We start from the raw sequence: 22834 nt of genomic DNA, 5'->3' as shown, positions 1-22834 counted from the left end.
CCCCCGTTCGGAGGTCGAAACGGTCAAAAACCTCATAGCGGGAAGGTGAGTTGGCGCCGCCCGGCAAAGGCCCGAGAGCCTAGCCGGGCGGCGTCGCGCTGCACAGGCCTTTGGCGAAATCGACGGCGACATGCCAGGTGTGACCTTTCCCACGCAACGGAGAATTGCCTTGCGGTGTGGCGTTCCGGCAGAGTCTGGTTTCCGTCAGGCCCCGCATACGGCACACCTGTATCTCCCGTGAGATACGCGCAGCACCACAACTCCACAGTCGAATGCCGTATGCCGCCCGGAGCTTCACGCGGCAGCCCCCGCAAGGGAGTTGCCCACGGGCCCGCGCCTCCAGTGACCGTAGAACCACGGAGGCCAGAGTCGAGGGCACTTTTGCGCCCGCGCGGTCACTGCGGACGCTGCTGGAAGGACACCGTGTGAGCCGGATCTCGGTCCGGGGGTTCGCCGTGGCTTCGGCCACCGCGGTCACCACCGTCGGCGCAGTCGTGGGCGTTGCCACCGGCGACCCCACGAACGATCTCGAGACGACCGCGTCCGGCGCGACTCTCCTTGCAGACATCCCGGTCGGCGACCAGGCAGAGGTCCAGAGCGCGTCCCTGACGCAGCAGGCCGACACCATCGCCCACGCCGCGGACGCCGACGCCAAGCGTTCGGCCGAAGAGGCCGCCCGCGTCCAGGCCGCCGAGGACGCCAAGGCCAAGAAGGCCGAAGCGCAGAAGGCCGCGGACGAGAAGGCGAAGCAGGAGCGCGAGGCCAAGGAAGTGGCCAGCCGCTCCGCCGCCCGCGACGCCGGCGACTTCGCACCCCAGAGCTCCTACACGGTCGCTCAGGTCAAGGCCATCGCCCAGCAGATGGTCCCGGCCGACCAGTTCTCCTGCTTCTCGAAGATCATCAACCAGGAATCCACCTGGAACTACCTGGCCGTGAACAAGTCCTCGGGCGCTTACGGTCTGGTCCAGGCGCTGCCCGGTTCGAAGATGGCCTCGGCCGGCGCGGACTGGCGCACCAACCCCGCCACGCAGATCAAGTGGGGCCTGAACTACATGGAAGACCGCTACGGCGGCCCCTGCAGCGCCTGGAGCTTCCACCAGGCCAACGGCTGGTACTGACCGAGCCCCGGCCGCACCACCGCAGCACCGTTCAACCTCGGGGAGCCCCGCACCGTCCTACGGTGCGGGGCTCCCCGCGTGTACGGTCTTCGGGGTGTGCCCGTAGAACGGGGGCGGGGGAAGGAAAGCGACATGGCGAAGAGAGCAGGCTGGCTCGGCCGGCTCGGGAACAGGCTGAACCGGATGGAGGCGCGGCTCAACGAGCGGCGCGCCGAGGTGGAGGCCGAGACCAGCGGGAACCTGCCGGGTCCCGTCGCGCCCGGGCAGGCACCCGCCGCCCCCGGGCCGTCCGTTGCCCGGGCGACCGCCGCCGAACCGCCCGCCGCCGCGGGAGTCGCCACCGCGACGCACCACGACGCACAGGCCGCCCCCGCGCGCCCCGACCCGGCGAGCGTGATCCCCTGGGGGATGCGCGTCGCCGCCGAGGCCAGCTGGCGCCTGCTGCTCCTCGCGGGGATGCTCTGGGTGCTGATGAAGGTGATCAGCGAAGTCCGCCTGGTCGTCCTCGCCTTCGCCGCCGCCATGCTCGTCACGGCCATGCTGCAGCCCTTCGTCGTCCGGCTGCGCAGACTGGGCATGCCGCGCGGTCTGGCCACGGCCGGCACGGCGATCCTCGGCTTCGTGGTCATCGGACTCGTCGGCTGGTTCGTGGTCTGGCAGGTCATGGAGAACCTCGACGACCTCTCCGACCGGGTCCGCGACGGCATCAACGAACTCAAGCTCTGGGCGCTGGACAGTCCGTTCCACGTGACCGAGAAGCAGATCAACGACCTCGCGAAGAACCTCAGCGAGACCATCGGCACCAACACCGAGCAGATCACCTCCGCCGGCCTGCAAGGCGTGACGGTGCTCGTCGAGGTCCTCACGGGCATGCTGCTCGCGATGTTCTCCACGCTCTTCCTGCTCTACGACGGCAAGCGCATCTGGATCTGGGCGCTGGGCCTGGTCCCGGCCGACGCCCGCCCCGGTGTCGCCGGCGCCGGTCCGCGCGCCTGGCGCACGCTGACCGCGTACGTGCGCGGCACGGTCATCGTCGCCCTCATCGACGCCATCTTCATCGGCCTCGGCATCTACTTCCTGGACGTGCCGATGGCGGTGCCGCTGGCCGTCTTCATCTTCCTCTTCGCCTTCATCCCGCTGGTCGGTGCGGTGGTCTCGGGCGCCCTCGCGGTGGTCGTGGCGCTGGTGACCCAGGGCGTGTTCACCGCGCTGATGGTGCTGCTGGTGGTGCTGGCGGTGCAGCAGATCGAGGGGCACGTGCTCCAGCCCTTCATCCTGGGCCGGGCGGTACGGGTGCACCCGCTCGCGGTGGTGCTCGCTGTGGCAGCCGGCGGCATGATCGCGGGCATCGGCGGAGCGGTGGTCGCCGTCCCGCTGGTGGCCGTCACCAACACGGTGGTCGGATACCTGAGGGCGTACTCGCGCGAACAGCACCACCACGGAGCCGGAATGGTCGGTCCGGCGCCGCACGGGTCGACGGCCCTGGAACGGGTACCCGACGGCGAGACCAAGGGGCACAACGGGTCCTAGCGGGGCCCGGAGCGGCCGCCGGGGCGGTCCCGGCGGACCCGGAGCGGCAGCCCGGGCCCGAGCGGAATCCGCCGCCCGAGGGGCCTGCGTCCCGACGATCAAGGCTGCGATGATCGGGGACGTGCGCGGGCCGATGGCGGCGCTCAGGACAGAGGACCAGCTGGGGGCGGGGAAATGATCACTGATCCGGAGCTCGACGCGGAGTGGACGACCGAGCCGGCGCGGGAGCCGGCGGAACAGCTCGCTCCGCGCGAGCGGTCCACCGGGGGTGCGCGGCCGTGGCTGTGGGCGGTGGGCGGCGTCGTGGTGGCGTCGGCGCTCTGGGCCGGCGGGCTGTACGCCTTCGGGGACCGCCTGGCCGCGCCGCCGATCTCGTACCGGGCGGCGAAGAACCTCTGCGAGGACTTCCGGGCCAAGGCGCTGAGCGGGATCACCGGTGAACTGCACAAGGCGAGACCGAGGTACCAGGAGAACAGCCACCCGGCGGTGGACGCTGCGGTGTGCGAGCTGAACAACGTCGAGGGCACGCCGGACTTCACGGTGATCATGCACGTCAGCCTGCACAAGAAGACCGACCCCTCGGTCGAGTTCGACGTACCGCCGCTCAAGGCCATCGCCGTCAACGGGGACCTGCCCACGCAGGCGGTGCCGGGCCTCGGCGAGCGTGCCGTGCTGACCGTGGCGCCCAACTGGCCGGCTGTCTGGCTGGAGGTGCTGGATGGCGGTGCGGTGTTCACCGTCGAGGTGTTCGCCCCCTCCTACGAGGCGCGCAACGACCGCCCCGCCACGGACTCAACCGCGATCCAGTCGGCCGTGATCGAGGACATGCGCGACCTGATGGCAGCGCTCAAGAAATAGCGGCGCTCAAGAAACATGGGGGGCAGGATGATCGGCGAGCCTGAGCTCGACGGGCAGTGGGAGACGCAGCGGCCGGCCGAGATCGCGTCGGACGGTGAGCCGCGCGAGCGGTTACGGGGCTTGCCGTGGGGGTGGGTGCCGGTGGCCGTCGTGGCCACCTGCGCGGTGTGGGCGGGCGGGCTGTACGCCTTCGGGGACCGGCTGACGGAGCCGGAGATCCGCTACCGGGTCACGGAGAACCTGTGCGACCAGTTCGAGGCTCCGGCCCTGGCCGGGATGCTCGGCGCGCTGAGGGACTCGACCCCGCAGCCGGGCGGCCGGCACTCCGCGATGGACTGGGCGCAGTGCGGCCGCAACGGCGGAAACCCGCGCGAAGGTGACGGGCTCTCCCTCTCGGCCGTGGTCGAGCTGCACAAGAAGATCGATCCCGAGGCCGAGTTCGAAGTCGCCTCCAGGTACGGGCGGATGTACGGCGATCCCGACGGCCAGTGGAAGGCGGTACCCGGTCTCGGGGAGCAGGCGCTCGTGAGCAGTCCCGGGACCAGTGACGACCAGCTGAGGTTGCGGGTCCGTGACGGCGGAGCGGTGTTCGCTTTCGACGTGACGTTCTACAGGATGACTTCCGATGACCCCGACGTTCTGGCGAGGATCCGTCCCCGGCCCGACCGGGAAGACCTGACAGCGGCGCTGATCGAGGACGCGCGGGCGCTGATGTCGGCGTTGCGCAAGGACTGAGGACCGGGGGCAGAGATGATCACGGAGCCCGAGCTCGACGGGGAGTGGGACGACGGCCGCCCGGCCGGGACGGTGGAGGCTGACGCGCCCCCTGAGCCCGAACGGGGGCGGGCCCGGCCGTGGGGCCGGGCGCGGCCGTGGGCCTGGGCCCTGGGCGGGGCCCTCCTGGCGTCGGCGCTCTGGGCGGGGGCCCTGACCGCGCAGAATCGATTCGCCGATGCGTCGCCGCGGCTCGCGTACCGGTTCTCCGACAACCTGTGCAAGGAGGCGCCGCTGACCGCGCTGTCGAACGCGCTGGCCACGCTGGAACGGGACGCGCCCTCCTTCGGAGAGAGTCCCGCGCTGGACTGGGCCTACTGCTCCTACAGCACGGACTGGTCCGGCGAGGGCACGGCCTTCGGCGTCCGGCTGCTGGTCGAGCTGCACAAGAAGACCGACCCGCAGGCGGAGTTCGCCGCGGGGCCCGGACTCACCCCGGAGGTGAACCGCGGGGCCGAGCAGCTCGAATCGGTGCCCGGGCTCGGCGAGCGGGCCGTGCTCGCCGACTCCACCACGGGCCTGGGGCCGCGGCTCCAGGTGCTCGACGGCGGGACGGTCTTCACACTGTCGGTGGAGTGGTGGGGCGAGGACGGGGAGGCCGAACCCGACCAGGTCGCGATGAAGGCGGCCATGATCGAGGACGTGCGGGCCCTGATGACCACCCTGAGGAAGGGCTGAGCACGCGGGGACACCCGAAGCACGACGGGGCGACGCGCAGGGCCCCGCGGCCGTTTCCGGTCGCGGGGCCCTGCGCGTCGTACGCGGTGCTGCTACTCGGCGGCGAGCGCGGCCTCGGCGTCGAGGGTGACCGCGACGGCCTGGATCACCGAGGCGATCTTGAAGGCCTCCTGGATCGTCTCGCGGTCGACGCCCGCCTTGCGCAGGACCTGCTCGTGCGAGTCCAGGCACTGGCCGCAGCCGTTGATCGCGGAGACCGCGAGCGACCACAGCTCGAAGTCGATCTTCTCGACGCCCGGGTTGCCGATGACGTTCATCCGCAGGCCCGCGCGCAGGGTGCCGTACTCCGGGTCGGAGAGCAGGTGCCGGGTGCGGTAGAAGACGTTGTTCATCGCCATGATCGCGGCAGCGGACTTGGCGGCGGTGTACGCCTCCGGCGAGAGGTTCACCTTCGCCTCGGGCTCCAGCTCACGCAGGACGCGCGGGGAGCGGGCGGCGATCGCGCAGGACAGGACGGTGCCCCACAGCTGCTGCTGCGGGAGGTCGCTGTTCCCGATGACCGAACCGAGGTTCAGCTTCAGGTCCTTGGCGAAGTCCGGTATGGCCGACTTCAGGGAGTCGAGGGACATCCGTCACTCACCGGCCAGCAGCGCGCCGGCGTCGATGGTGCTGTCGCCCTTGTTCCAGTTGCAGGGGCACAGCTCGTCGGTCTGCAGGGCGTCGAGGACCCGCAGGACCTCCTTGGGGTTACGGCCCACGGAACCGGCGGTCACCATCGAGAACTGGATCTCGTTGTTCTGGTCCACGATGAAGACGGCGCGCATCGGCAGGCCGTCCTCGCCCAGGATGCCCAGCTCGGCCGACAGCTCGCGCTTGATGTCGGACATCATCGGGAAGGGCAGGTCACGCAGGTCGGCGTGGTCCTTGCGCCAGGCGTGGTGCACGTACTCGGAGTCGAGCGAGAAGCCGAGGACCTGCGCGTCGCGGTCGGCGAACTCCTCGTTCAGCTTGCCGAAGGCGGCGATCTCGGTCGGGCACACGAAGGTGAAGTCGAGCGGCCACGCGAAGATGACCTTCCACTTGCCCTCGTAGGTCTTGTGGTCGATCTGCGCGAACTCGGCGCCGGCCTCGAGCGAGACGCAGGCGGTCAGGTCGAAGGCGGGGAACTTGTCACCAACAGTGAGCACGCGCTCTCCTTGTGAAATGGAAAATTGCCCTTTTGGGGGTTTTCCGATGGGGTTGGACTGATCTCACATGCTGACACACCTGCATTGATTACAGAAATAGCTAGTCTTGTGATGGGTGATCGGAGGTACCTATCAGTGGCTGTAGGTAATAGGGGAGCGAAGCAACCGACGCTCGCACAGCTGCGCGCGTTCGCGGCGGTCGCCGAGCACCTGCACTTCCGGGACGCCGCCGCGGCCATCGGCATGAGCCAGCCGGCGCTGTCCGGAGCCGTCTCCGCGCTGGAGGAGGCGCTCGGCGTGCAGCTGCTGGAGCGCACCACCCGCAAGGTGCTGCTCTCCACGGCGGGCGAGCGGATCGCGGCCCGGGCACAGGTGGTGCTCGACGCCATGGGCGGGCTGCTGGAGGAGGCCGAGGCGGTACGGGCCCCCTTCACCGGGGTCCTGCGGCTCGGGGTGATCCCCACCGTGGCGCCGTACCTGCTGCCGACCGTGCTCGGGCTCTTCCACCGGCGCTACCCCGGGATGGACCTCCAGGTGCACGAGGAGCAGACCGCCTCGCTGCTGGAGGGGCTGGCCGCCGGGCGCCTGGACCTGCTCCTGCTGGCGGTGCCTCTCGGGGTGCCCGGGATCACCGAACTGCCGGTCTTCGACGAGGACTTCGTCCTGCTCGCGCCCCGGGAGCACGCGCTCGCCGGGCGCCGCGAGATCCCCCTCGAGGAACTGCGGGGACTGCAGCTGCTGTTGCTGGACGAAGGCCACTGCCTGCGGGACCAGGCCCTCGACATCTGCCGCGAGGCGGGGCGGACGACCGGGGCGGACGTCACGACGACCGCCGCCGGACTGTCCACCCTCGTACAACTGGTCGCCGGGGGACTGGGGGTGACGCTGTTGCCGCGCACCGCGCTGCGTCTGGAGACCGCCCGCAACGAGTACCTGTCCACCGGGTACTTCGCCGAGCCCGCCCCCTCGCGGCGGATCGCGCTGGCCATGCGCACCGGGACGGCCCGCCAGGAGGAGTTCCGGGCGATCGCCGCCGCGCTGCGCGAAGCCGTACGCCCGCTCCCGGTGTGGCCCACCGACTAGCGGGAAGGGCCGGGGGAGGCGGGAACGGGCGTACGGGGTCACGGGCGTACCGGGGCTGCGTGCGTAAGGGGCTGCGTGCGCGCGGGGCTCACTCCGTGCGCAGGCCGTCCGGGCGCATCAGCCGCAGCAGCGGCGGCAGGCTGAGCAGCGTCACCGCGGCGACCACGCCCGCACCGACCGCGGTCATCCCGAGGACCGACGGCCAGTCGATCCGGATCGGCTGGGCCGCCATCCGCATGAGGACGGTGCCCAGGCCCACGCCCGCCGCGGTCGCCAGCACCAGGCCCAGCACGATCGGCACGGCCGTCTGCCACAGCACCGACAGGCTCAGCGTCGAGCGCTTGGTGCCGAAGGCGACCAGGGAGGAGAGCAGCCGCCGGCGTTCGCGCAGCTGCTCCAGCTGGGAGACGAGCAGGCTCGCGCCGATCAGGACCAGCACGGCGGTGGCGCCGAAGAACAGCCCGATGCGGATCGAGGAGTAGCCGGCCAGCTCCGTGCTGACCCGCATCGTCGACGCCGTGGTGAACGGGTCGGCCTTGAAGGCCGCGTTGCGCGCCCGCTCCAGGCCGTTCCCGTCGGACTCGTCCACCTGCACGAAGATCTGCGCCATCCCGGCGGTGGCGGCGTCCTTCGGCGCGGCCGACGGGGTGACCAGCAGGCCGGTGCGCCGCTCCCCGGCGGGGTCCTCCCGGCTGGTGACCTGGCGGGCGTTCGCCGGGACGGTCCACTTCACGTGACGGGCACCGTCGGCCGGCTCGGGCCCGAATCCCCTGACGTTCCCGACGAACAGCTCGTCGCCGGGCTTCGCCGTGCCGTCGTAGGGAGCCATGGAGGGGGCGCCGGTCAGGACGAACGCGTCGCCGTCCGTGCAGGAGTCGAGCGTGGCGACTTCACCGAGCGCGTCGCACGTGCCGACGGTCACCTGGACCAGCTTCTCCTGCGCCGGCACCTCGCGGGCGGCCGACACGGAGGCCAGCGGGACGGCGCGGACGACGCCCGCGGAGGCGGAGATCCGCTGGGCGAGTTCGTCCATGCGGGCCTCGGAGCCGCGGTGCAGTATGACCGAGACGGCGGCCCGGCTGGGATCCTGTCCGGTCCTCCGGGTGTAGTCGCCCTCGACGCCCGCGAAGAGCATCTGGAGGGCGATGGCGCCCGCGACGGACACGGCGATGCCGTTGACCAGGCGGGCGGCCGGGCCGCTGTTGACCTGGAGCCGGCGCACGGCCAGCTGCCAGGAGACCGGGCCGCCGGTCATCCGGGCGACGAACCGCTCCAGCAGCCAGGGCAGCAGGGCCGTGATCCCGACCAGCAGCAGCACCACGCCGGCGCTGACCTGCCACTGGTTGAACTGGCCGTGGCCGCTGCCGCGGCCGCCCATGGGCACGAGCAGGCCGATGCTGATCACCGGGAGCAGCAGCCGCCACCAGATGCGCCGCCGGGCGGGTGCGGTCGTACGGACCACCCCCAGCGGCTCGATGACCACACCGCGCAGCGCGACCAGGGTCACGGCCACCGCCGCCGCGGGCACCGCGACGGCGACCAGGGCGGCCAGCCAGGGCGCCGGGTCGAGGTCGGAGGGGAAGACGCTGCGCTGCTGGAGGCTGAGGCTGCCGACCAGGGAGCGGCCGACGGCGAAGAAGCCGGCGCCCAGCACCAGCCCGACCAGAGAGCCGGCCAGCGCCTCGCCGGCCGCGATCCGGCGCACCATCCTGCTGTCGGCGCCGACGAGCCGCAGCGCGGCGAGCCGCCGGTCGCGCCGCTCCCCGCCGAAGCGGACGGCGGCGGCGATGAACACGGCGACGGGCGTCAGCAGGGCGACGAACGTCAGGACGACCATCAGCATGAGCACGGGGTCGAGGCGTTCGCGCTCCGCGTCGTAGCCGAAGCTGGTGATGCGCTCGACGCGGTAGTCCTCGGGGCCGTCCTTGCGCAGGGTGTCGCTGCCCAGGTAGAAGAGCAGCTCGCCGGGGCCGGTCAGCCCCGGGTCGCCGACGATCCCGCTGACCCGCGCGTCGAGCCGCTCGCGCAGCAGGGCGCCGTCGGAGGACTTCAGCAGCTCGTCCAGGGCGGGGGAGACGGCCATCTCGCCCGGGCCCGGGATCTTCTCCAGACCGGGCGGCAGCGGGGCGTCCGGGCCCTCGGCCCGCATCATGTGCCCCTCGATGTCCTTGTGGTGGTACGTCTGGCCGATGCGGGCGATCAGCAGGGTGTCGGGCCCGGGGGCGTCGGCCGTCCCGGAGCTCATGGTCGAGCGCGCGTCGCCGCGTTCGTAGCGCGCGGTGAGGGCGCCGGGGATCGCGGTGCTGATCAGCAGCAGCGCGACGCCGAGACCGACGCCGACACCGGTGAGCACGGTGCGGATCCACCCCTCGCGGCCGCCGCCGAAGGCGAAGCGGGCGCCCATGCCGAGGTCGCGGGCCCAGACCCGGAGCCGGCTCATACGATCCGCTCCATGTCGCGGGACTTGCCGTCGCGCACGACGATCTCGCGGTCGGAGTAGGCGGCCACGCGGGTCTCGTGCGTGACGAGCACGACGGCGGCGTTCGCGGACCGGGCGGCCTCCGTGAGCAGCTGCATGACCAGTTCGCCGTTGAGGGAGTCGAGGGCTCCGGTGGGCTCGTCGGCGAAGATCACCCGGGGCCGGGTGACGAGCGCGCGGGCGACGGCCACGCGCTGCCCCTGGCCGCCGGATATCTCCCCGGGCCGCTTGGCGCCGAGGTCCTCCACCTGGAGGCGCTCCATCCAGTGCAGGGCGGTGCGTTCGGCCTCCTTGCGCTTGACGCCGGTCAGGCGCAGCGGGAGGGCGACGTTCTCCACGCAGGTCAGCTCCGGTACGAGCTGCCCGAACTGGAAGACGAAGCCGAACTCGGTGCGGCGCAGTTCGCTGCGGTCGGCGTCGTTCATGGAGGCGAGCTCGCGGCCGGCGTAGCTGATGGAGCCGGAGTCCGGGGTGACGATGCCGGCGAGGCAGTGGAGCAGAGTGGACTTGCCGGAGCCGGAGGGGCCCATGACGGCGACGATCTCGCCGGGGTGGATGGAGAACTCGGCGCCGTCGAGGGCGTGGGTGGTCCCGTACGCCTTGCGCAGGTCCGTCGCGGAGAGGAGGGAGCCGGCCGGGGTCATCGGCGGACCTCCCGCGCGAGCTGGTCGAGGCGCGCCGCGGTGAGCTCCAGCCACCGCAGGTCCGCTTCGAGGTGGAAGAGGGCGTGGTCGCAGATCAGCTGGTCGGCGATGTCGCCCTTGCGCTTGCGCTGGGTGAGGATGCGCATGAGGCGCAGGTGTTCGGCGCGCTGGGTGTCCAGCAGCTCGTCGGCGCGGCGGCCGGTCAGCAGCGCGAGGACGACCTTCGTGTAGAGGGTCGAGTGGAGGTACGGCTCGGGCTTCTCGGGCTGCGCGAGCCAGGTCTCGACGTCGGTGATGCCGGCGTCGGTGATGGAGTACCGCTTGCGGTCGGGGCCGCCGCCGCTCTCGATGCCGTCGACTTCGACGAGGCCGTTCTTCAAGAGGCGGGACATGGTCGAGTAGACCTGGCCGTAGGCGAGGGGGCGGTCGTGGCCGAACCTCTCGTCGAAGGCGCGCTTGAGGTCGTAGCCGTGGCGTGGGCCGGCCTCCAGGAGGCCGAGGAGGGTGTGACCGATGGACATGGCAGTGACTATACATGGCGTGTATACGCGGGGTGTATAGCCGGGTGGGCTGGTGGTGCGGCGCCGTTGCCGGGGGCGCTGCCCCCGGACCCCCGCGCCTCAAACGCCGGCGGGGCTGAAAGATGGTGGTGGGTCAGTCCGTGGGTTTCGGGGGGCGGCCTCGGCGGGGGATGGGGCCGGGGGATGACGGGAGGCGGCCGGACTCGGCGAGGGCCCGGCGGAGCAGGAACTCGATCTGCGCGTTGGCGCTGCGCAGCTCCTCGCCCGCCCAGCGGGCCAGTGCGTCGTACACCTGCGGGTCGAGCCGCAGCAGCACCTGCTTGCGGGGCTGCCGCCCCGCGGGCTTCTCCTCGCCGCCGGGGGTCACTGGTAGAGGGTGCCCGCGTTGAGCACCGGCTGGGCGGCCCGGTCGCCGCACAGGACGACCATCAGGTTGGAGACCATGGCGGCCTTGCGCTCCGGGTCCAGGTCCACGATCTCCTGCTCCGCCAGGCGGGTCAGGGCCAGCTCGACCATGCCCACCGCGCCCTCGACGATCTGCTTGCGGGCCGCGACGACCGCGCCGGCCTGCTGGCGCTGGAGCATCGCGGAGGCGATCTCCGGGGCGTAGGCGAGGTGCGTGAAGCGGGACTCGATGATCTGCACCCCGGCCGCCTCCACCCGTGCGCGCAGTTCGACCGCGAGCTTCTCGGTGATCTCCTCGGCGTTCCCGCGCAGCGACAGGCCGCCCTCCTCGTGGGCGTCGTACGGGTACTCGATGGCGATGTGCCGGACCGCGGCCTCGGTCTGGGTCTCGACGAACTCCGTGAAGTCCTCGACCTCGAAGCTGGCCCGCGCGGTGTCCTCGACCCGCCACACCACGACCGCCGCCAGCTCGATCGGGTTGCCGTAGGCGTCGTTGACCTTCAGGACGGCCGTCTCGTGGTTGCGGACCCGGGTGGAGATCTTCTCGCGGGTGGTCAGCGGGTTGGCCCAGCGCAGTCCGTCGGTGCGGATGGTGCCCCGGTAGCGGCCGAAGAGCTGGACGACGCGGGCCTCGCCCGGCGCCACCGTGCTCAGCCCGGTCATGGCGACCAGGGCGGCGAGGTCCACGAGTACGCCGATCGCTATCAGGGTCACCTTGACCGCGACGGACGCCGACACCGCGCCGGCCGCGATCAGGCCCGCTCCGGCCAGCAGGCCGGCCAATCCGAGCGTCAGAGCGGTGCCGCCGCCCATGCTGCGCGCGGTGAACTCCCGTACTCCTGCTGGTGTGGCGATTTCGTTCGTCATGGTTTGCCCCGTTTCTTTGGTCGCAGCCGATCGGACCGCTTATCAAAGTGATATCACTTTTTTGCGCTATGGCAACCCTTCGGCTTAGGTGGGCGTCGGTTCCTGTGATGTGGGTGCTGATTCTCACGTCCGAATTGACCGCAAATGGTCAGAGTTAGCCAACCTTTGTCACAGCCTGCGGTGTTAGCTTTCTGAGCTGACGTCGGGGGGTAATCGAGCGGAGCGGGAGCGATGGGCCGAGCAGAAGCGCGTAAGGCGCAGCAGCAGCGCGGTGCGCGGCGTGCGCCGAGCGGACGCGCGAAGAGCACCAAGGGCAGCGGGAGCGCCGGCAAACGCACCGGCATACGTCGCTTCTTCACCTGGAAGAAGATCCTCGGGACGTTCCTCGGGCTGGCCCTGCTCCTCATGGCCGCGGCGATCGTCCTGTACTTCTCGGTGAACGAACCCACCGACCCGAACGAGCAGGCCACGCTCCAGAGCAACACCTACCGGTACTCCGACGGCTCGGTCATGGCCCGTACCGGCGAGATGAACCGCGAGCTCGTGCCGCTCGACAAGATCCCGCCCGAGGTCCGCACCGCGTTCATCGCCATCGAGAACAAGTCCTTCTACGAGGACCGCGGCATCGACGTGATGGGCGTGGCCCGAGGTCTGTTCAACACGGTCACCGGCAAGGGCAAGGCCGGCGGCTCGACGATCACTCAGCAGTACGTCAAGAACTACTACCTGACGCAGGACCAGTCCGCGACGCGCAAGGTCCGGGAGCTCATCATCTCCCTCAAGGTCGACCGGCGCATGGAGAAGGACGACATCCTCGTCGGCTACCTGAACACCAACTTCTACGGCCGCAACGCCTACGGCATCCAGGCCGCCGCCCAGGCCTTCTACGGCGTCGACGCCGACAAGCTCACCCTGGAGCAGGGCGCCTACCTGGCCGCCGTCATCCAGGCCCCCAGCCAGTACGACCTGGCGACCGCCGGCCCGAACGGCAAGCGGCTGGTCAACATCCGCTTCAACGCCGTCCTCGACAACATGGTCGAGATGGGCGAGCTGGACGCGGCCAAGCGCAAGACCATGACCCTTCCTGACCCCATCAAGCCCAAGCCCCGCCCGGGCATGGACGGTCAGAAGGGCTACCTGGTCCAGGCCGCCAACGACGAGCTGAACAAGCAGGGCATCACCGATGCCCATATCACCGCGGGCGGCTGGAACATCACGCTCAACGTCGACAAGGCGAAGCAGGCGGCGCTGGAGAAGGCGGTTCAGGACGAGCTGGAGTCCAAGCTCGACCGCAAGGACACCAAGGGCAGGCCCCAGGACCAGAGCGTCCAGGCCGGCGCGACCTCCGTGGACCCGAAGACCGGTGCCATCGTCGCGATGTACGGCGGTGTGGGCCTGGAGGAGAAGGCCGCGAGCAACGCCCTGCGCACCGACTACCAGCCGGGCTCGACCTTCAAGCCCATCGTGCTCGCCTCCGCCATGGAGAACGCGTCGAACACCCAGGACGGCAAGCCGATCACCCCGAACGCCCTCTACGACGGCACGAGCAAGCGCCAGGTCGTCGGCAGCAAGATCCCGTTCAACCCGCAGAACCAGGACAACACGAACTACGGCAATCCGATGATGTCGGTCCAGGAGGCGACCAACTTCTCGGTGAACTCCGTCTACGCGCAGATGATCGTGGACGTCAAGCCGCCCAACGTGAAGCAGACGGCCCTGGAACTCGGCATGCAGGACCGCGAGGGCTGGCCCGAGGACAAGCCGGCCATGGCGCTGGGCACCATGAGCGCGAACACCGTGGAGATGGCGGGCGTCTACGCCACCTTCGACAACCACGGCAAGAAGGTCACCCCGACCATCATCAAGAAGGCCGACCACAAGGACCGCAAGTTCACCCCTGAACCGGCCGTCGGCAGCCAGGCCATCAGCCGCAAGACCGCCGACACCGTCACCAAGGTGCTCACGGGCGTGGTCAACGACGAAGGCGGCTCCGGCAACAAGGTCCGGAGCAGTGCCTACGAGGCCGGCGGCAAGACCGGCACCACCGAGTCCAACGTGGCGGCCTGGTTCACCGGCTACACGCCGGAACTGGTCACGGTCGTCGCGATGTTCGGCGAGGACCCCAACACGCACAACCAGGTCACCCTGACCGGCACCGCCGGCCTGGGGCGCGCGGGCGGTTCCAGCTTCCCCGCCTCGATCTGGAAGGCGTACACCCTGGCCGCCCTCAAGGGCGGGACCGCGGGCAAGTTCCAGCTGACCGAGGCGGACATGGGCGCCGTGCAGACGCCGTCCCGCAGCGCCTCGCCGACGCCCACGGCGAGCCAGTCCTCCAGCGCGCCGGCGGCCAGCACCAGCCCGTCGCAGTCCCCGTCGCAGTCGCCGTCGCCCACCGCGACCAAGTCGGGCAGTTCGAGCCCGACCCCGTCGGGGTCGGTGTCGCCGTCGCCGACCAAGACCGGTGGCGGTCCCAAGCCGCCGGACCCGCCGCTGTTCGGCGGGAACGAGGAACGCTGACAGACCGCCGCCCCGCAGCCTTCGCGCTGCGGGGCGGCGGTTTTTTCGCAGGGCCGGGCCCCGTGTGTCTCAGGAGCCCGCGACCGCCGCCGCGATCCGGTCGCCGACGCCCTTGTCCACGGCTCGCCAGTACTGGACGGCGCGCTCCAGGACCGGGCCGCTGACCCCGTCCAGCAGGTGCCCGGAGACGTTCGAGACGAGCCGGTCGCGGGCCGCGTCGTCCAGTACCTCGCGGACCAGGGTGCCCGGCTGGCCCCAGTCGTCGTCCTCGCCGTGCAGGGAGTACGCGGCGCGGACCATCTCGCCCGCCGTGGCCCAGCCGGCCGGCTCGCCGAAGCGGACCGTGTCGGCCGCCGGGCCGCCGTACGAGTTGGGCGCGTAGGGGCGGGCCACGGCCGCGGCCTCGAAGCGCATCGGGCCGTCCTTCGCATACGAGGAGACCGGCGAGCGGGGCCGGTTCGGCGGGAGCTGGGTGTAGTTCGGCCCGATCCGGTACCGGTGCGTGTCCGGGTACGAGAACAGCCGGCCGAGCAGCATCTTGTCCGGGGACGGGCCGATGCCCGGGACCAGGTTCGAGGGCTCGAAGGCGGCCTGCTCGATGTGGACGAAGTAGTCCTCCGGGTTCTCGTTCAGGGTCATCCGGCCGACCTCGATCAGCGGGTGGTCGCCGTGCGGCCACACCTTGGTCAGGTCGAAGGGGTTGAACCGGTAGGTCGGCGCGTCCTCGAAGGGCATGACCTGGACGTGCAGGGTCCACGTCGGCGCCTCGCCGCGCGCGATGGACTCGTACAGGTCGCGGCGGTGGTAGTCCGGGTCCTCGCCCGCGATCCGGTCGGCGTCCGCCTGGGTGAGGAAGTCGATGCCCTGGTCGGTCTTGACGTGGTACTTCACCCAGAACTTCTCGCCGCCCGCGTTGACCCACAGGTAGGAGTGCGAGCCGTAGCCGTTCATGTGGCGGTAGCTCTTCGGGATGCCGCGGTCGCCCATCAGCCACGTCACCATGTGCGCGGACTCGGGGGACAGGGTCCAGAAGTCCCACTGCATGTCGTGGTCGCGCAGCCCGTTGTCGGGGCGGCGCTTCTGCGAGCGGATGAAGTCCTGGAACTTGCTGGGGTCCCGGACGAAGAAGATCGGGGTGTTGTTGCCGACCAGGTCGTAGTTGCCGTGGTCCGTGTAGAACTTCAGGGCGAAGCCGCGCGGGTCCCGCCAGGTGTCGGGGGAGCCCTGCTCACCCGCGACCGTCGAGAAACGGGCCAGCATCGCGGTCGTGCGGCCCGGCTGGAAGAGGTCGGCCCTGGTGAACTGGCTGACGTCGTTCGTCACCCGGAAGACACCGTATGCGCCCGCGCCCTTGGCGTGGACCACCCGCTCGGGGATCCTTCCCCAAGCTCTCAACTGCGTTCGAGCAGGGGAGACCCCATTCGGTTGAAGTGGGCCATCTTCTCGAGCAGGTAATGGTCCTGCAGCAGGATCGGGCCGTCGGGACTCACGGTGAGCGAGTGCTCGTCGCTCTCCACCGGGATCCCGGCGTTGTCCGTCGTACGGGGCGTCTGGCGTGCTTCCTGGGTCACGAGCGTCCTCCCCTGGGGGGTCGGTCGGGTCGCTACCCAGTCAACGCCGCTCGTTCGACCCCGGCAACGGGAGCTCGAACCAGACCACCTTTCCGCTGCTGAGCCGGGTCGCGCCCCAGCGGCGTGCCATCCGGTTGACCAGGAACAGGCCGCGGCCGCCCTCGTCGGTGTCCCGCGCCCGGCGCTGGCGGGGCAGCTGCGGGGAGTCGTCGCCAACCTCGCAGCGCAGCACGTCCGTCCGCAGCAGGCGCAGGGTCACGGGCCGCTCCGCGTACCGCACGGCATTGGTGACCACCTCGCTGACCAGCAGCTCCAGCGAGTCGCTCAGCTCCTCCAGACCCCATCGGGTCAGGGCGCGGCGGGCGAACCGGCGGGCCCGCCCCGGGGCGGTCTCCTCCGGGTCCAGGAACCAGTACGCGACGTCACTGGGCGCGATGCCGTCGAAACGGGCCGCGAGCAGCGCGATGTCGTCGTCCCGGTCGCCCGGGCCCAGCATGTCCAGGACGTCGTCGCACAGGGCCTCCAGCGGCGGCGGGTGGTCCAGGCCGGTCAGCTGGGCGGTGGTGGCCAGGCGCTCGCGGAGCTGCTCGATGCCGGTCCACACGTCCCGCAGCCGCGATTCCACCAGGCCGTCGGTGTAGAGCAGCAGGGTGGCCCCGGCGGGCGCGTCCAGCTCCACGGCCTCGAAGTCCACGCCGCCGACGCCGATGGGGGCGCCGGGCGGTACGCGGAGCACCTCGGCGCGGCCGCCCAAGTGCAGCAGCACCGGCGGCGGGTGGCCGGCGTTGGCGATGGTGATCCGGTGCGCGACGGGGTCGTAGACGGCGTACAGGCAGGTGGCCATGCGGTCGGAGCCGAGCCGCTGCGCCTGCTCGTCCAGGTGGTGCAGGACCTCGGCGGGCGGCAGGTCGAGCTGGGCGAGGGTCTGCGCGGTGGTGCGGAGCTGGCCCATGATCGCGGCGGAGGTCATGGAGTGGCCCATGACGTCGCCGACGACGAGCGCGACCCGGCTGCCGGGCAGCGGTATGGCGTCGTACCAGTCGCCGCCGACCCGCGCCGTCTCGGCGGCGGGCAGGTAGCGGGAGGCCAGGCGCACCCCGGTGGGCTGCGGGAGGCTGTCGGGCAGCATGGTGCGCTGGAGCTCGTCGGCGATGTACGCCTCGCGGCCGTACAGGACCGCCTTGTCGATGCCGAGCGCGGTGTGGGTGGCCAGCTGGGCGGCGACCAGGAGGTCGTTCTGCTCGAAGGCGGGACGCTCCGGGCTGCGCAGGAAGACGGCGGCGCCGATCACCCGGCGGCGGCCGCGCAGGGGCGCGAGGACGGCCCGGTTGCCGCGCGGCAGCGGATGGTCCACGCCGAGCAGCTCCGGCAGTGCGGCCTTGGCGGCGGCGGAGGACCCGAAGACGGGCCGTACGCCGCGCAGCACCTCGGCGAGCGCGCCGCCGGGCCGGATCTCGCACAGCTCGGCCGCGGGCAGGTCACCCTGCGGGCCGACCAGCGGCAGCTGGCTGAAGTCGAGCTCGCCGGTGGCCCCCGCGGCCCCGGCGAGGTCCATCCCCGCGCCGATGGTGGTGCTGCTGTCGGTGAGGTCGTCGATCGGCCGGAGCCGGTCGGTGCGCCGCAGCCTTAAAACGACCGGGCCGACGGGGCGTTCGTCGCCGACCGGGAGCGGGTCGCGCAGGTAGACGAGGATGGCGTCCGAGAAGGTCGGCACCGTGGCCCGGCACAGGCCGAGCACGATCTCGTCGAGGTCGATGCCCCGGGCGATGCGCCGGGTGGCGGCGCCGACGAAACGCAGCCGGTCGCCTTCGCGGCGCGCGGCGGTCGCCTCGGCGGCGCCCCCGACCGGTATGGCGGTCCCGCCGCCGTGCCGGCCCGCTCCGCCGCTCGCGCCGGCGTCGCCCTTGCCCTGCCCGTCGCCGTCCCCGGCCGGTGCGGCGTCCTCGCCGCGCGGGCGCGGTGTCTCGGTGGGACCGCCGAGCCCGGGCGTGCCCGGCCCGGGTGCGCCGGTCGCCGGTTCGCGGACGGTCGCGTCGTGCCGCGGGCGGGCCGAGCCGCGGCCCGGTTCCGCCGCGGCCGGTACCTCGCCCGGACCCGGCGCGGCCGCGTTGCGGCGGGGCCGGGGGAGCCCGGTACCGCCGCCCGGGGCGGCGCCTGCCGCGGAGCGGGCCGCGCGCACGTCGGAGGCCGCGGCGGCTGAGCCGCCTGGCTCCGCCGCGGCGCCGGCGGCATGCGTGCGTACGGCCTCGGCGGCGGCGATGGGCGCCTTGCCGTGGCCGGCCTCGTCCGTACCTCCGCCGGAGGCGACGGGCTGCGGGCCCTCCTGGGAGGTGGGGTACTCCGTCACGCGTGGAATTCCGTCCGTTTGCGCTCGATGTGCGCTGCACTCAACTCGGTCAGTCGCGGTATACCCGCTCAGCGGCCCGGGCACCATCGCCCCGAGGTTCCACCCCAAACTTCTCGGCCGGCCCTCCGGCCGGGAGCTGCCACCGGGCGGACCCCCGCCCCTCGCTGCCTCTCGTCCTGCGTCGACCTCCGGTCAAGTTCCGCTTGCGGACCGACACTTGAGCAGGTGCGTTGGTACCGCACCCTCCCGCGCGCGCGACCTCGTGGATGACGATCCTACGTTTGAACCCCGGGGGCGCATCAAGGGTCTCATGAGGTCATATGCGCCGGGGTGCGGTCCCAGTCCTCCGGCAGGACCGGAATCCGCCAGGCCGGATCAGGCCGCCAGTCCTGCCAGCCGGCGGAGAACGGAGCTCCCCATTCCTTGATCACCTCGACCGCCGTGAGCCCGGCCTCCCGTACCCGCCGCGCCTGCTGCCGGTCCATCAGGCCGGACCGCTGGGCCTGCGCGAACTCGTCCTCGTCCAGCCACTTCCAACTGCGGTCCGGGTACACGGCGATGTCGAGGAAGTGGTCCTCGGAGTCGACCCCGCCGGCCCACCGGGCCCGCGGCTCCTCCAGGTTCACGTACCAGTTCTTGAACTGCCAGCCGCGTCCCCAGAACAGCCACACCGACCAGGCGTCACCGGGCCGGGCCAGCTTCAGGACCCCGCCGCCGAACCAGCGCGACCGTGCGGTGGTCCGCGGCGCGGTGTAGCGGGTGGCGAGCGGCTCCTCGTGGACGGGCGTGCCGTCGGCGAGGACGGGCTTGACGCACTCGGTGCCGGGGGCCATCCAGACGGCCAGCAGCTCGTCGGTGTCCTGCACCACGGTCACGGGGCGGCAGATGTGCACCGGCCCCTTCAGCCCCGGGGCGTGGTCGCGGTAGCGCCAGAGGATCTGCTCCCCCGGTGCCCAGCGCATGCCCTGCGCGGGGTTCCGCCGCGCGCTCGGCGCCGCGCCGCTCCCGGGCTTGAAGGTACCTGTCATGCGCAGATCTTAGGGCGGGGGCCCGTACGCCCGCTGCGGTGCAGGTCACCAGGGGTCCCCCCGACGAAGTCAGGGGGCGGCTCCGGGGGCGATATTCGGCCGAATCCGGCCCTCGCCCGGGGTGGCTCCCGGTGGGTCAGGGGTGCGTCATGCCGAGGACGTCCAGTGCCGCGTCGAGCTGTTCCAGGGTGAGGTCGCCGCGGTCGACGTAGCCGGACTCCAGGACGACCTCCCTGATCGTCTTGCGCTCGGCGAGGGACCTCTTGGCGACCTTGGCGGCCTCCTCGTACCCGATGTAGCGGTTCAGCGGGGTCACCACGGAGGGCGAGGACTCGGCGTACTCCCTGGCCCGCGCCTCGTTGGCGGTGATCCCGTCGACCGTGCGGTCGGCCAGCAGGCGGCTCGCGCTGCCGAGCAGCCGGATCGATTCGAGCAGGTTCCGGGCCATCACCGGGAGCATCACGTTGAGCTCGAAATTGCCGGCCGCGCCCGCCACCGCGACGGTGGCATCGTTGCCCATGACCTGTGCGGCGACCATCAGAACGGCCTCCGGGACCACCGGATTGACCTTCCCCGGCATGATCGAGGATCCCGGCTGAAGATCCGGCAGATTGATTTCGGCCAATCCGGTGCGCGGCCCGGAAGCCATCCAGCGCAGATCGTTGGAGATCTTGGTGAGCGAGACGGCGACCGTACGGAGCATCCCAGAGGTCTCCACCAGCGCGTCCCGCGCCCCCTGGGCCTCGAAGTGGTCGCGCGCCTCGGTCAGCGGCAGTCCGGTGGCGGCCGCCACCCGGGCGATCACGGAAGCGGAGAAGCCGGGCGGGGTGTTGATCCCGGTGCCCACCGCCGTGCCGCCCAGCGGCAGCTCGGCGAGCCGGGGCAGGGCCGCCCGCAGCCGCTCGACGCCGTAGCGGACCTGGGCCGCGTACCCGCCGAACTCCTGGCCCAGGGTGACCGGCGTGGCGTCCATCAGATGGGTCCGCCCGGCCTTGACCACCAGCGCGAACTCGGCGGCCTTGCGCTCCAGCGCGGCGGCGAGGTGCTCCAGGGCCGGGATCAGCTCGCCGGTGACGGCGGCGGTGGCGGCGATGTGGATGGACGAGGGGAAGACGTCGTTGGAGCTCTGCGAGGCGTTGACGTGGTCGTTGGGGTGGACCTCCCGGCCGAGGCGCTCGGTGGCCAGGGTGGCGATCACCTCGTTGGCGTTCATGTTGGACGAGGTCCCCGAACCGGTCTGGAAGACGTCGACGGGGAAGTGGTCGTCCCAGCGGCCGTCCGCGACCTCGGCGGCGGCGGACCGGATCGCGTCGGCGACGTCCTGGTCCACGACGCCGAGCCGCGCGTTCACCTCGGCGGCGGCGGCCTTGATCCGGGCGAGGGCCTCGATGTGGGCGCGCTCCAACCGCTGCCCGGAGATGGGGAAGTTCTCCACCGCGCGCTGGGTCTGCGCACGCCACTTGGCGTGCAGGGGAACCCGTACGTCGCCCATGGAGTCGTGCTCGATCCGGTACGCATCGGCCTGCTGATGTTCGGTCATTTTCCCGGCCTCCTCAAAAAGTTGAGCAATTGTCTTGTTCGAAGTGTTCCCAAGTCCCCTACCGGCCAGTAAATACCGTGGGTAACACTGACATCCGGGGAGGCGTTCATGGCACGTGCCCGTACGAGACCCATGCTCAGATCTACCTTCGCCGCCGTCGCGGCGATCGCGGCCGCCCTGGGGGGCGTCACCGCCGTCACCCCCATGGCCCAGGCGGCGACCACCGCCGGGGCGGTCACCCCCCTCTCGCCCGAGCTGGAGGCCATCCGCGCCGCGGAGGCCGTCAAGATCTACGGCGACGCGGCCGTCCGCCCGCTGAACGAGCGCAAGACCGGCCTGATATCGCTCGGCGACAGCGAGATCTCGGGCGAGGGCGTCGGCAACTACGACCCCGCGACCAACACGCCGGACAACCAGTGCCACCGCTCGCCGGACTCGGCGATCCATCGCACCGGCATCCCGGCCGACCTCACCTTCAACGTCGCCTGCTCCGGCGGCTACACCGGCAACATCAGGATCGGCGGCAGCAAGCAGTACGCCGACGAGCTGGTGCAGAGCGACAGCCTGGCCATCAAGGCCCGCAACACGAAGATCAAGATGGTCCTGCTCGTCGCCGGGGCCAACGACGACCTGCAGTTCGGCCCCGTCATGACCGACTGCGTCACCCGCTGGATCCTCAGCCAGGGCACCTGCGAGCCCAAGTACGCCCCCGGCTGGCAGGCGCGCGTCGACGGCCTGAAGCCCAAGGTCGAGGCCACGGTCGCGGACCTCAAGACGGTCATGCGCGACGCCGGCTACGCCGACTCCGACTACAAGCTGGTCGTCATGGGCTACCCCAGCCCCATCGGCCCCGACTTCCACGACAACCCGAACTTCCCCGGCAAGCTGCCCGGCGGCTGCGCCGGCTACGACTCCGACGCCACCTGGGGCCGCAACTACGCGGTGCCCACCTTCGAGAAGGGCATGCGCGCGGCGGCCCTCGCCTCCGGCGCGATCTACCTGGACAACTCGCGGCTCTTCCACGGGCACGAGGTGTGCATGGAGGACACCTGGGCCCGCGGGCTCTACCTGGACCTCGGGGACCACTTCCCGTGGGACGAGAACACCGCCCGTCAGTCCTTCCACCCCAACTACCGCGGCCACGGCGCATTCGCGTCCTGCCTGACCCAGCTGTACGACTCCGGCCTGCGCGAGGCCTCCTGCGCCGACCCCGCGAGCACCGGGACGCCCGTACTGCAGGCCGGGGCCTGGGACGACAAGTTCACGCCCCTGAAGAACGGGGCGACCGGCAACTGCCTCGACTCCTTCGGCGGCTCCAGCGCCAATGAGACCAGGATCGTCGGCTGGGACTGCCACGGCGGCCGCAACCAGGGCTGGTGGTACGACTCCGCCCGCAAGTCCGTCCACATCGAGCTGACCCAGGACCGCTGCCTCGACGCCCCCGGCGCCAACTACGGCTCCGGCACCGGCCTGATCATCTGGAACTGCCACGGCGGCGCGAACCAGAAGTTCGTCCGCGACGGCGCAACCCTGCGCCCCGCGGCCGCCACGGGCATGTGCCTGACGGTGGCCGCCGCCCACGAGCCGCTGCGGCTGCAGACCTGCAACGGGTCCGCGAACCAGCGCTTCGTGTAACGGCCCCGCTGCTTCCACCGACCCCCCACGCCCGACCCCCCACGCCCGACCC

18 protein-coding genes and 1 pseudogene are annotated in these 22834 nt (G+C 71.4%); 8 read left to right on the top strand and 11 right to left on the bottom strand.

The features are described 5' to 3' along the window. The first annotated feature begins 425 nt into the window (after nucleotides 1-425). From OG534_RS13050 to OG534_RS13030, 5 genes are all read left to right on the top strand, one after another. On the top strand, nucleotides 426-1118 hold the full coding sequence (locus OG534_RS13050) for a transglycosylase SLT domain-containing protein (RefSeq protein WP_326588249.1): 693 nt from the start codon (nucleotides 426-428) through the stop codon (nucleotides 1116-1118). 132 nt (nucleotides 1119-1250) lie between these two features. Next, on the top strand, nucleotides 1251-2648 hold the full coding sequence (locus OG534_RS13045; protein WP_326588248.1) for an AI-2E family transporter: 1398 nt from the start codon (nucleotides 1251-1253) through the stop codon (nucleotides 2646-2648). A 174-nt stretch (nucleotides 2649-2822) separates the two neighbouring features. After that, nucleotides 2823-3506: a hypothetical protein gene (locus OG534_RS13040; protein ID WP_326588247.1), complete on the top strand. Its 684-nt coding sequence runs from the start codon at nucleotides 2823-2825 to the stop codon at nucleotides 3504-3506. A gap of 27 nt (nucleotides 3507-3533) precedes the next feature. Then, the gene (locus OG534_RS13035) at nucleotides 3534-4241 is read left to right on the top strand and encodes a hypothetical protein (RefSeq protein ID WP_326588246.1); all 708 of its coding nucleotides are present in this window, start codon (nucleotides 3534-3536) and stop codon (nucleotides 4239-4241) included. Between the two features lie 15 nt (nucleotides 4242-4256). Next, the gene (locus OG534_RS13030; protein WP_326588245.1) at nucleotides 4257-4958 is read left to right on the top strand and encodes a hypothetical protein; all 702 of its coding nucleotides are present in this window, start codon (nucleotides 4257-4259) and stop codon (nucleotides 4956-4958) included. A gap of 92 nt (nucleotides 4959-5050) precedes the next feature. On the opposite strand, the gene OG534_RS13025 is transcribed toward OG534_RS13030, so the two are convergent. Beyond that, nucleotides 5051-5587, bottom strand: a complete 537-nt coding sequence (locus OG534_RS13025) for an alkyl hydroperoxide reductase (protein ID WP_326588244.1) — start codon at nucleotides 5585-5587, stop codon at nucleotides 5051-5053. Between the two features lie 3 nt (nucleotides 5588-5590). Then, nucleotides 5591-6145 (bottom strand): peroxiredoxin, encoded by a 555-nt coding sequence (locus OG534_RS13020; protein WP_326588243.1) that lies wholly within the window; start codon nucleotides 6143-6145, stop codon nucleotides 5591-5593. Between the two features lie 135 nt (nucleotides 6146-6280). Here OG534_RS13020 and OG534_RS13015 point away from each other — a divergent pair, with 135 nt between their 5' ends. Continuing rightward, entirely contained in the window at nucleotides 6281-7228 is a 948-nt protein-coding gene (locus OG534_RS13015) for a hydrogen peroxide-inducible genes activator (protein ID WP_442807080.1), read from the top strand. Between the two features lie 88 nt (nucleotides 7229-7316). Here the strand turns inward: OG534_RS13015 and OG534_RS13010 are convergent, their stop codons facing one another. From OG534_RS13010 to OG534_RS12990, 5 genes are all read right to left on the bottom strand, one after another. Further along, nucleotides 7317-9668, bottom strand: coding sequence for an FtsX-like permease family protein (locus tag OG534_RS13010; protein ID WP_326588241.1), 2352 nt, complete (start codon nucleotides 9666-9668; stop codon nucleotides 7317-7319). Then, a complete protein-coding gene (locus OG534_RS13005) occupies nucleotides 9665-10351 on the bottom strand; it encodes an ABC transporter ATP-binding protein (protein WP_326588240.1) in 687 nt (228 codons plus the stop codon). The genes OG534_RS13010 and OG534_RS13005 overlap by 4 nt, the downstream gene beginning before the upstream one ends. Further along, nucleotides 10348-10872 (bottom strand): PadR family transcriptional regulator, encoded by a 525-nt coding sequence (locus tag OG534_RS13000; protein ID WP_326588239.1) that lies wholly within the window; start codon nucleotides 10870-10872, stop codon nucleotides 10348-10350. The genes OG534_RS13005 and OG534_RS13000 overlap by 4 nt, the downstream gene beginning before the upstream one ends. A 133-nt stretch (nucleotides 10873-11005) precedes the next feature. Further along, on the bottom strand, nucleotides 11006-11239 hold the full coding sequence (locus tag OG534_RS12995; protein ID WP_326588238.1) for a hypothetical protein: 234 nt from the start codon (nucleotides 11237-11239) through the stop codon (nucleotides 11006-11008). Next, entirely contained in the window at nucleotides 11236-12144 is a 909-nt protein-coding gene (locus OG534_RS12990) for an SPFH domain-containing protein (protein WP_326588237.1), read from the bottom strand. The genes OG534_RS12995 and OG534_RS12990 overlap by 4 nt, the downstream gene beginning before the upstream one ends. Before the next feature lie 231 nt (nucleotides 12145-12375). Here OG534_RS12990 and OG534_RS12985 point away from each other — a divergent pair, with 231 nt between their 5' ends. Further along, nucleotides 12376-14661, top strand: coding sequence for a transglycosylase domain-containing protein (locus tag OG534_RS12985; RefSeq protein WP_326588236.1), 2286 nt, complete (start codon nucleotides 12376-12378; stop codon nucleotides 14659-14661). Nucleotides 14662-14730: 69 nt separating this feature from the next. Here the strand turns inward: OG534_RS12985 and OG534_RS12980 are convergent. The 4 genes and pseudogenes from OG534_RS12980 to OG534_RS12965 form a co-directional block, all read right to left on the bottom strand. Then, a pseudogene (locus OG534_RS12980) lies at nucleotides 14731-16232 on the bottom strand (catalase). Nucleotides 16233-16272: 40 nt separating this feature from the next. Continuing rightward, nucleotides 16273-18579, bottom strand: coding sequence for a SpoIIE family protein phosphatase (locus OG534_RS12975; RefSeq protein WP_326588235.1), 2307 nt, complete (start codon nucleotides 18577-18579; stop codon nucleotides 16273-16275). A gap of 308 nt (nucleotides 18580-18887) precedes the next feature. Beyond that, nucleotides 18888-19541: a cytidylyl-2-hydroxypropylphosphonate hydrolase gene (fomD, locus tag OG534_RS12970; protein WP_326593586.1), complete on the bottom strand. Its 654-nt coding sequence runs from the start codon at nucleotides 19539-19541 to the stop codon at nucleotides 18888-18890. Nucleotides 19542-19743: 202 nt separating this feature from the next. Next, nucleotides 19744-21147, bottom strand: coding sequence for a class II fumarate hydratase (locus tag OG534_RS12965; RefSeq protein ID WP_326588234.1), 1404 nt, complete (start codon nucleotides 21145-21147; stop codon nucleotides 19744-19746). Between the two features lie 108 nt (nucleotides 21148-21255). On the opposite strand from OG534_RS12965, the gene OG534_RS12960 reads away from it, so the two are divergent. After that, entirely contained in the window at nucleotides 21256-22782 is a 1527-nt protein-coding gene (locus OG534_RS12960; protein ID WP_326588233.1) for a ricin-type beta-trefoil lectin domain protein, read from the top strand. The last annotated feature ends 52 nt before the right edge of the window (nucleotides 22783-22834 follow it).

The sequence above is a fragment of the Streptomyces sp. NBC_01294 genome (genome assembly GCF_035917235.1).
Classification (GTDB): Bacteria; Actinomycetota; Actinomycetes; order Streptomycetales; family Streptomycetaceae; genus Streptomyces; species Streptomyces caledonius.
Note: the sequence above shows the minus strand (reverse complement) of the source record. Positions and strands in the feature narration are given on the sequence as shown.

Bases quoted from the DNA above. Each gene is read 5' to 3' on its own strand.
- OG534_RS13045 (WP_326588248.1), top strand. From the start codon at position 1,251: ATGGCGAAGAGAGCAGGCTGGCTCGGCCGGCTCGGGAACAGGCTGAAC.
- OG534_RS13040 (WP_326588247.1), top strand. From the start codon at position 2,823: ATGATCACTGATCCGGAGCTCGACGCGGAGTGGACGACCGAGCCGGCG.
- OG534_RS13035 (WP_326588246.1), top strand. From the start codon at position 3,534: ATGATCGGCGAGCCTGAGCTCGACGGGCAGTGGGAGACGCAGCGGCCG.
- OG534_RS13030 (WP_326588245.1), top strand. From the start codon at position 4,257: ATGATCACGGAGCCCGAGCTCGACGGGGAGTGGGACGACGGCCGCCCG.
- OG534_RS13025 (WP_326588244.1), bottom strand. From the start codon at position 5,587: ATGTCCCTCGACTCCCTGAAGTCGGCCATACCGGACTTCGCCAAGGAC.
- OG534_RS13010 (WP_326588241.1), bottom strand. From the start codon at position 9,668: ATGAGCCGGCTCCGGGTCTGGGCCCGCGACCTCGGCATGGGCGCCCGC.
- OG534_RS13005 (WP_326588240.1), bottom strand. From the start codon at position 10,351: ATGACCCCGGCCGGCTCCCTCCTCTCCGCGACGGACCTGCGCAAGGCG.
- OG534_RS13000 (WP_326588239.1), bottom strand. From the start codon at position 10,872: ATGTCCATCGGTCACACCCTCCTCGGCCTCCTGGAGGCCGGCCCACGC.
- OG534_RS12990 (WP_326588237.1), bottom strand. From the start codon at position 12,144: ATGACGAACGAAATCGCCACACCAGCAGGAGTACGGGAGTTCACCGCG.
- OG534_RS12985 (WP_326588236.1), top strand. From the start codon at position 12,376: ATGGGCCGAGCAGAAGCGCGTAAGGCGCAGCAGCAGCGCGGTGCGCGG.
- fomD (WP_326593586.1), bottom strand. From the start codon at position 19,541: ATGCGCTGGGCACCGGGGGAGCAGATCCTCTGGCGCTACCGCGACCAC.
- OG534_RS12965 (WP_326588234.1), bottom strand. From the start codon at position 21,147: ATGACCGAACATCAGCAGGCCGATGCGTACCGGATCGAGCACGACTCC.
- OG534_RS12960 (WP_326588233.1), top strand. From the start codon at position 21,256: ATGGCACGTGCCCGTACGAGACCCATGCTCAGATCTACCTTCGCCGCC.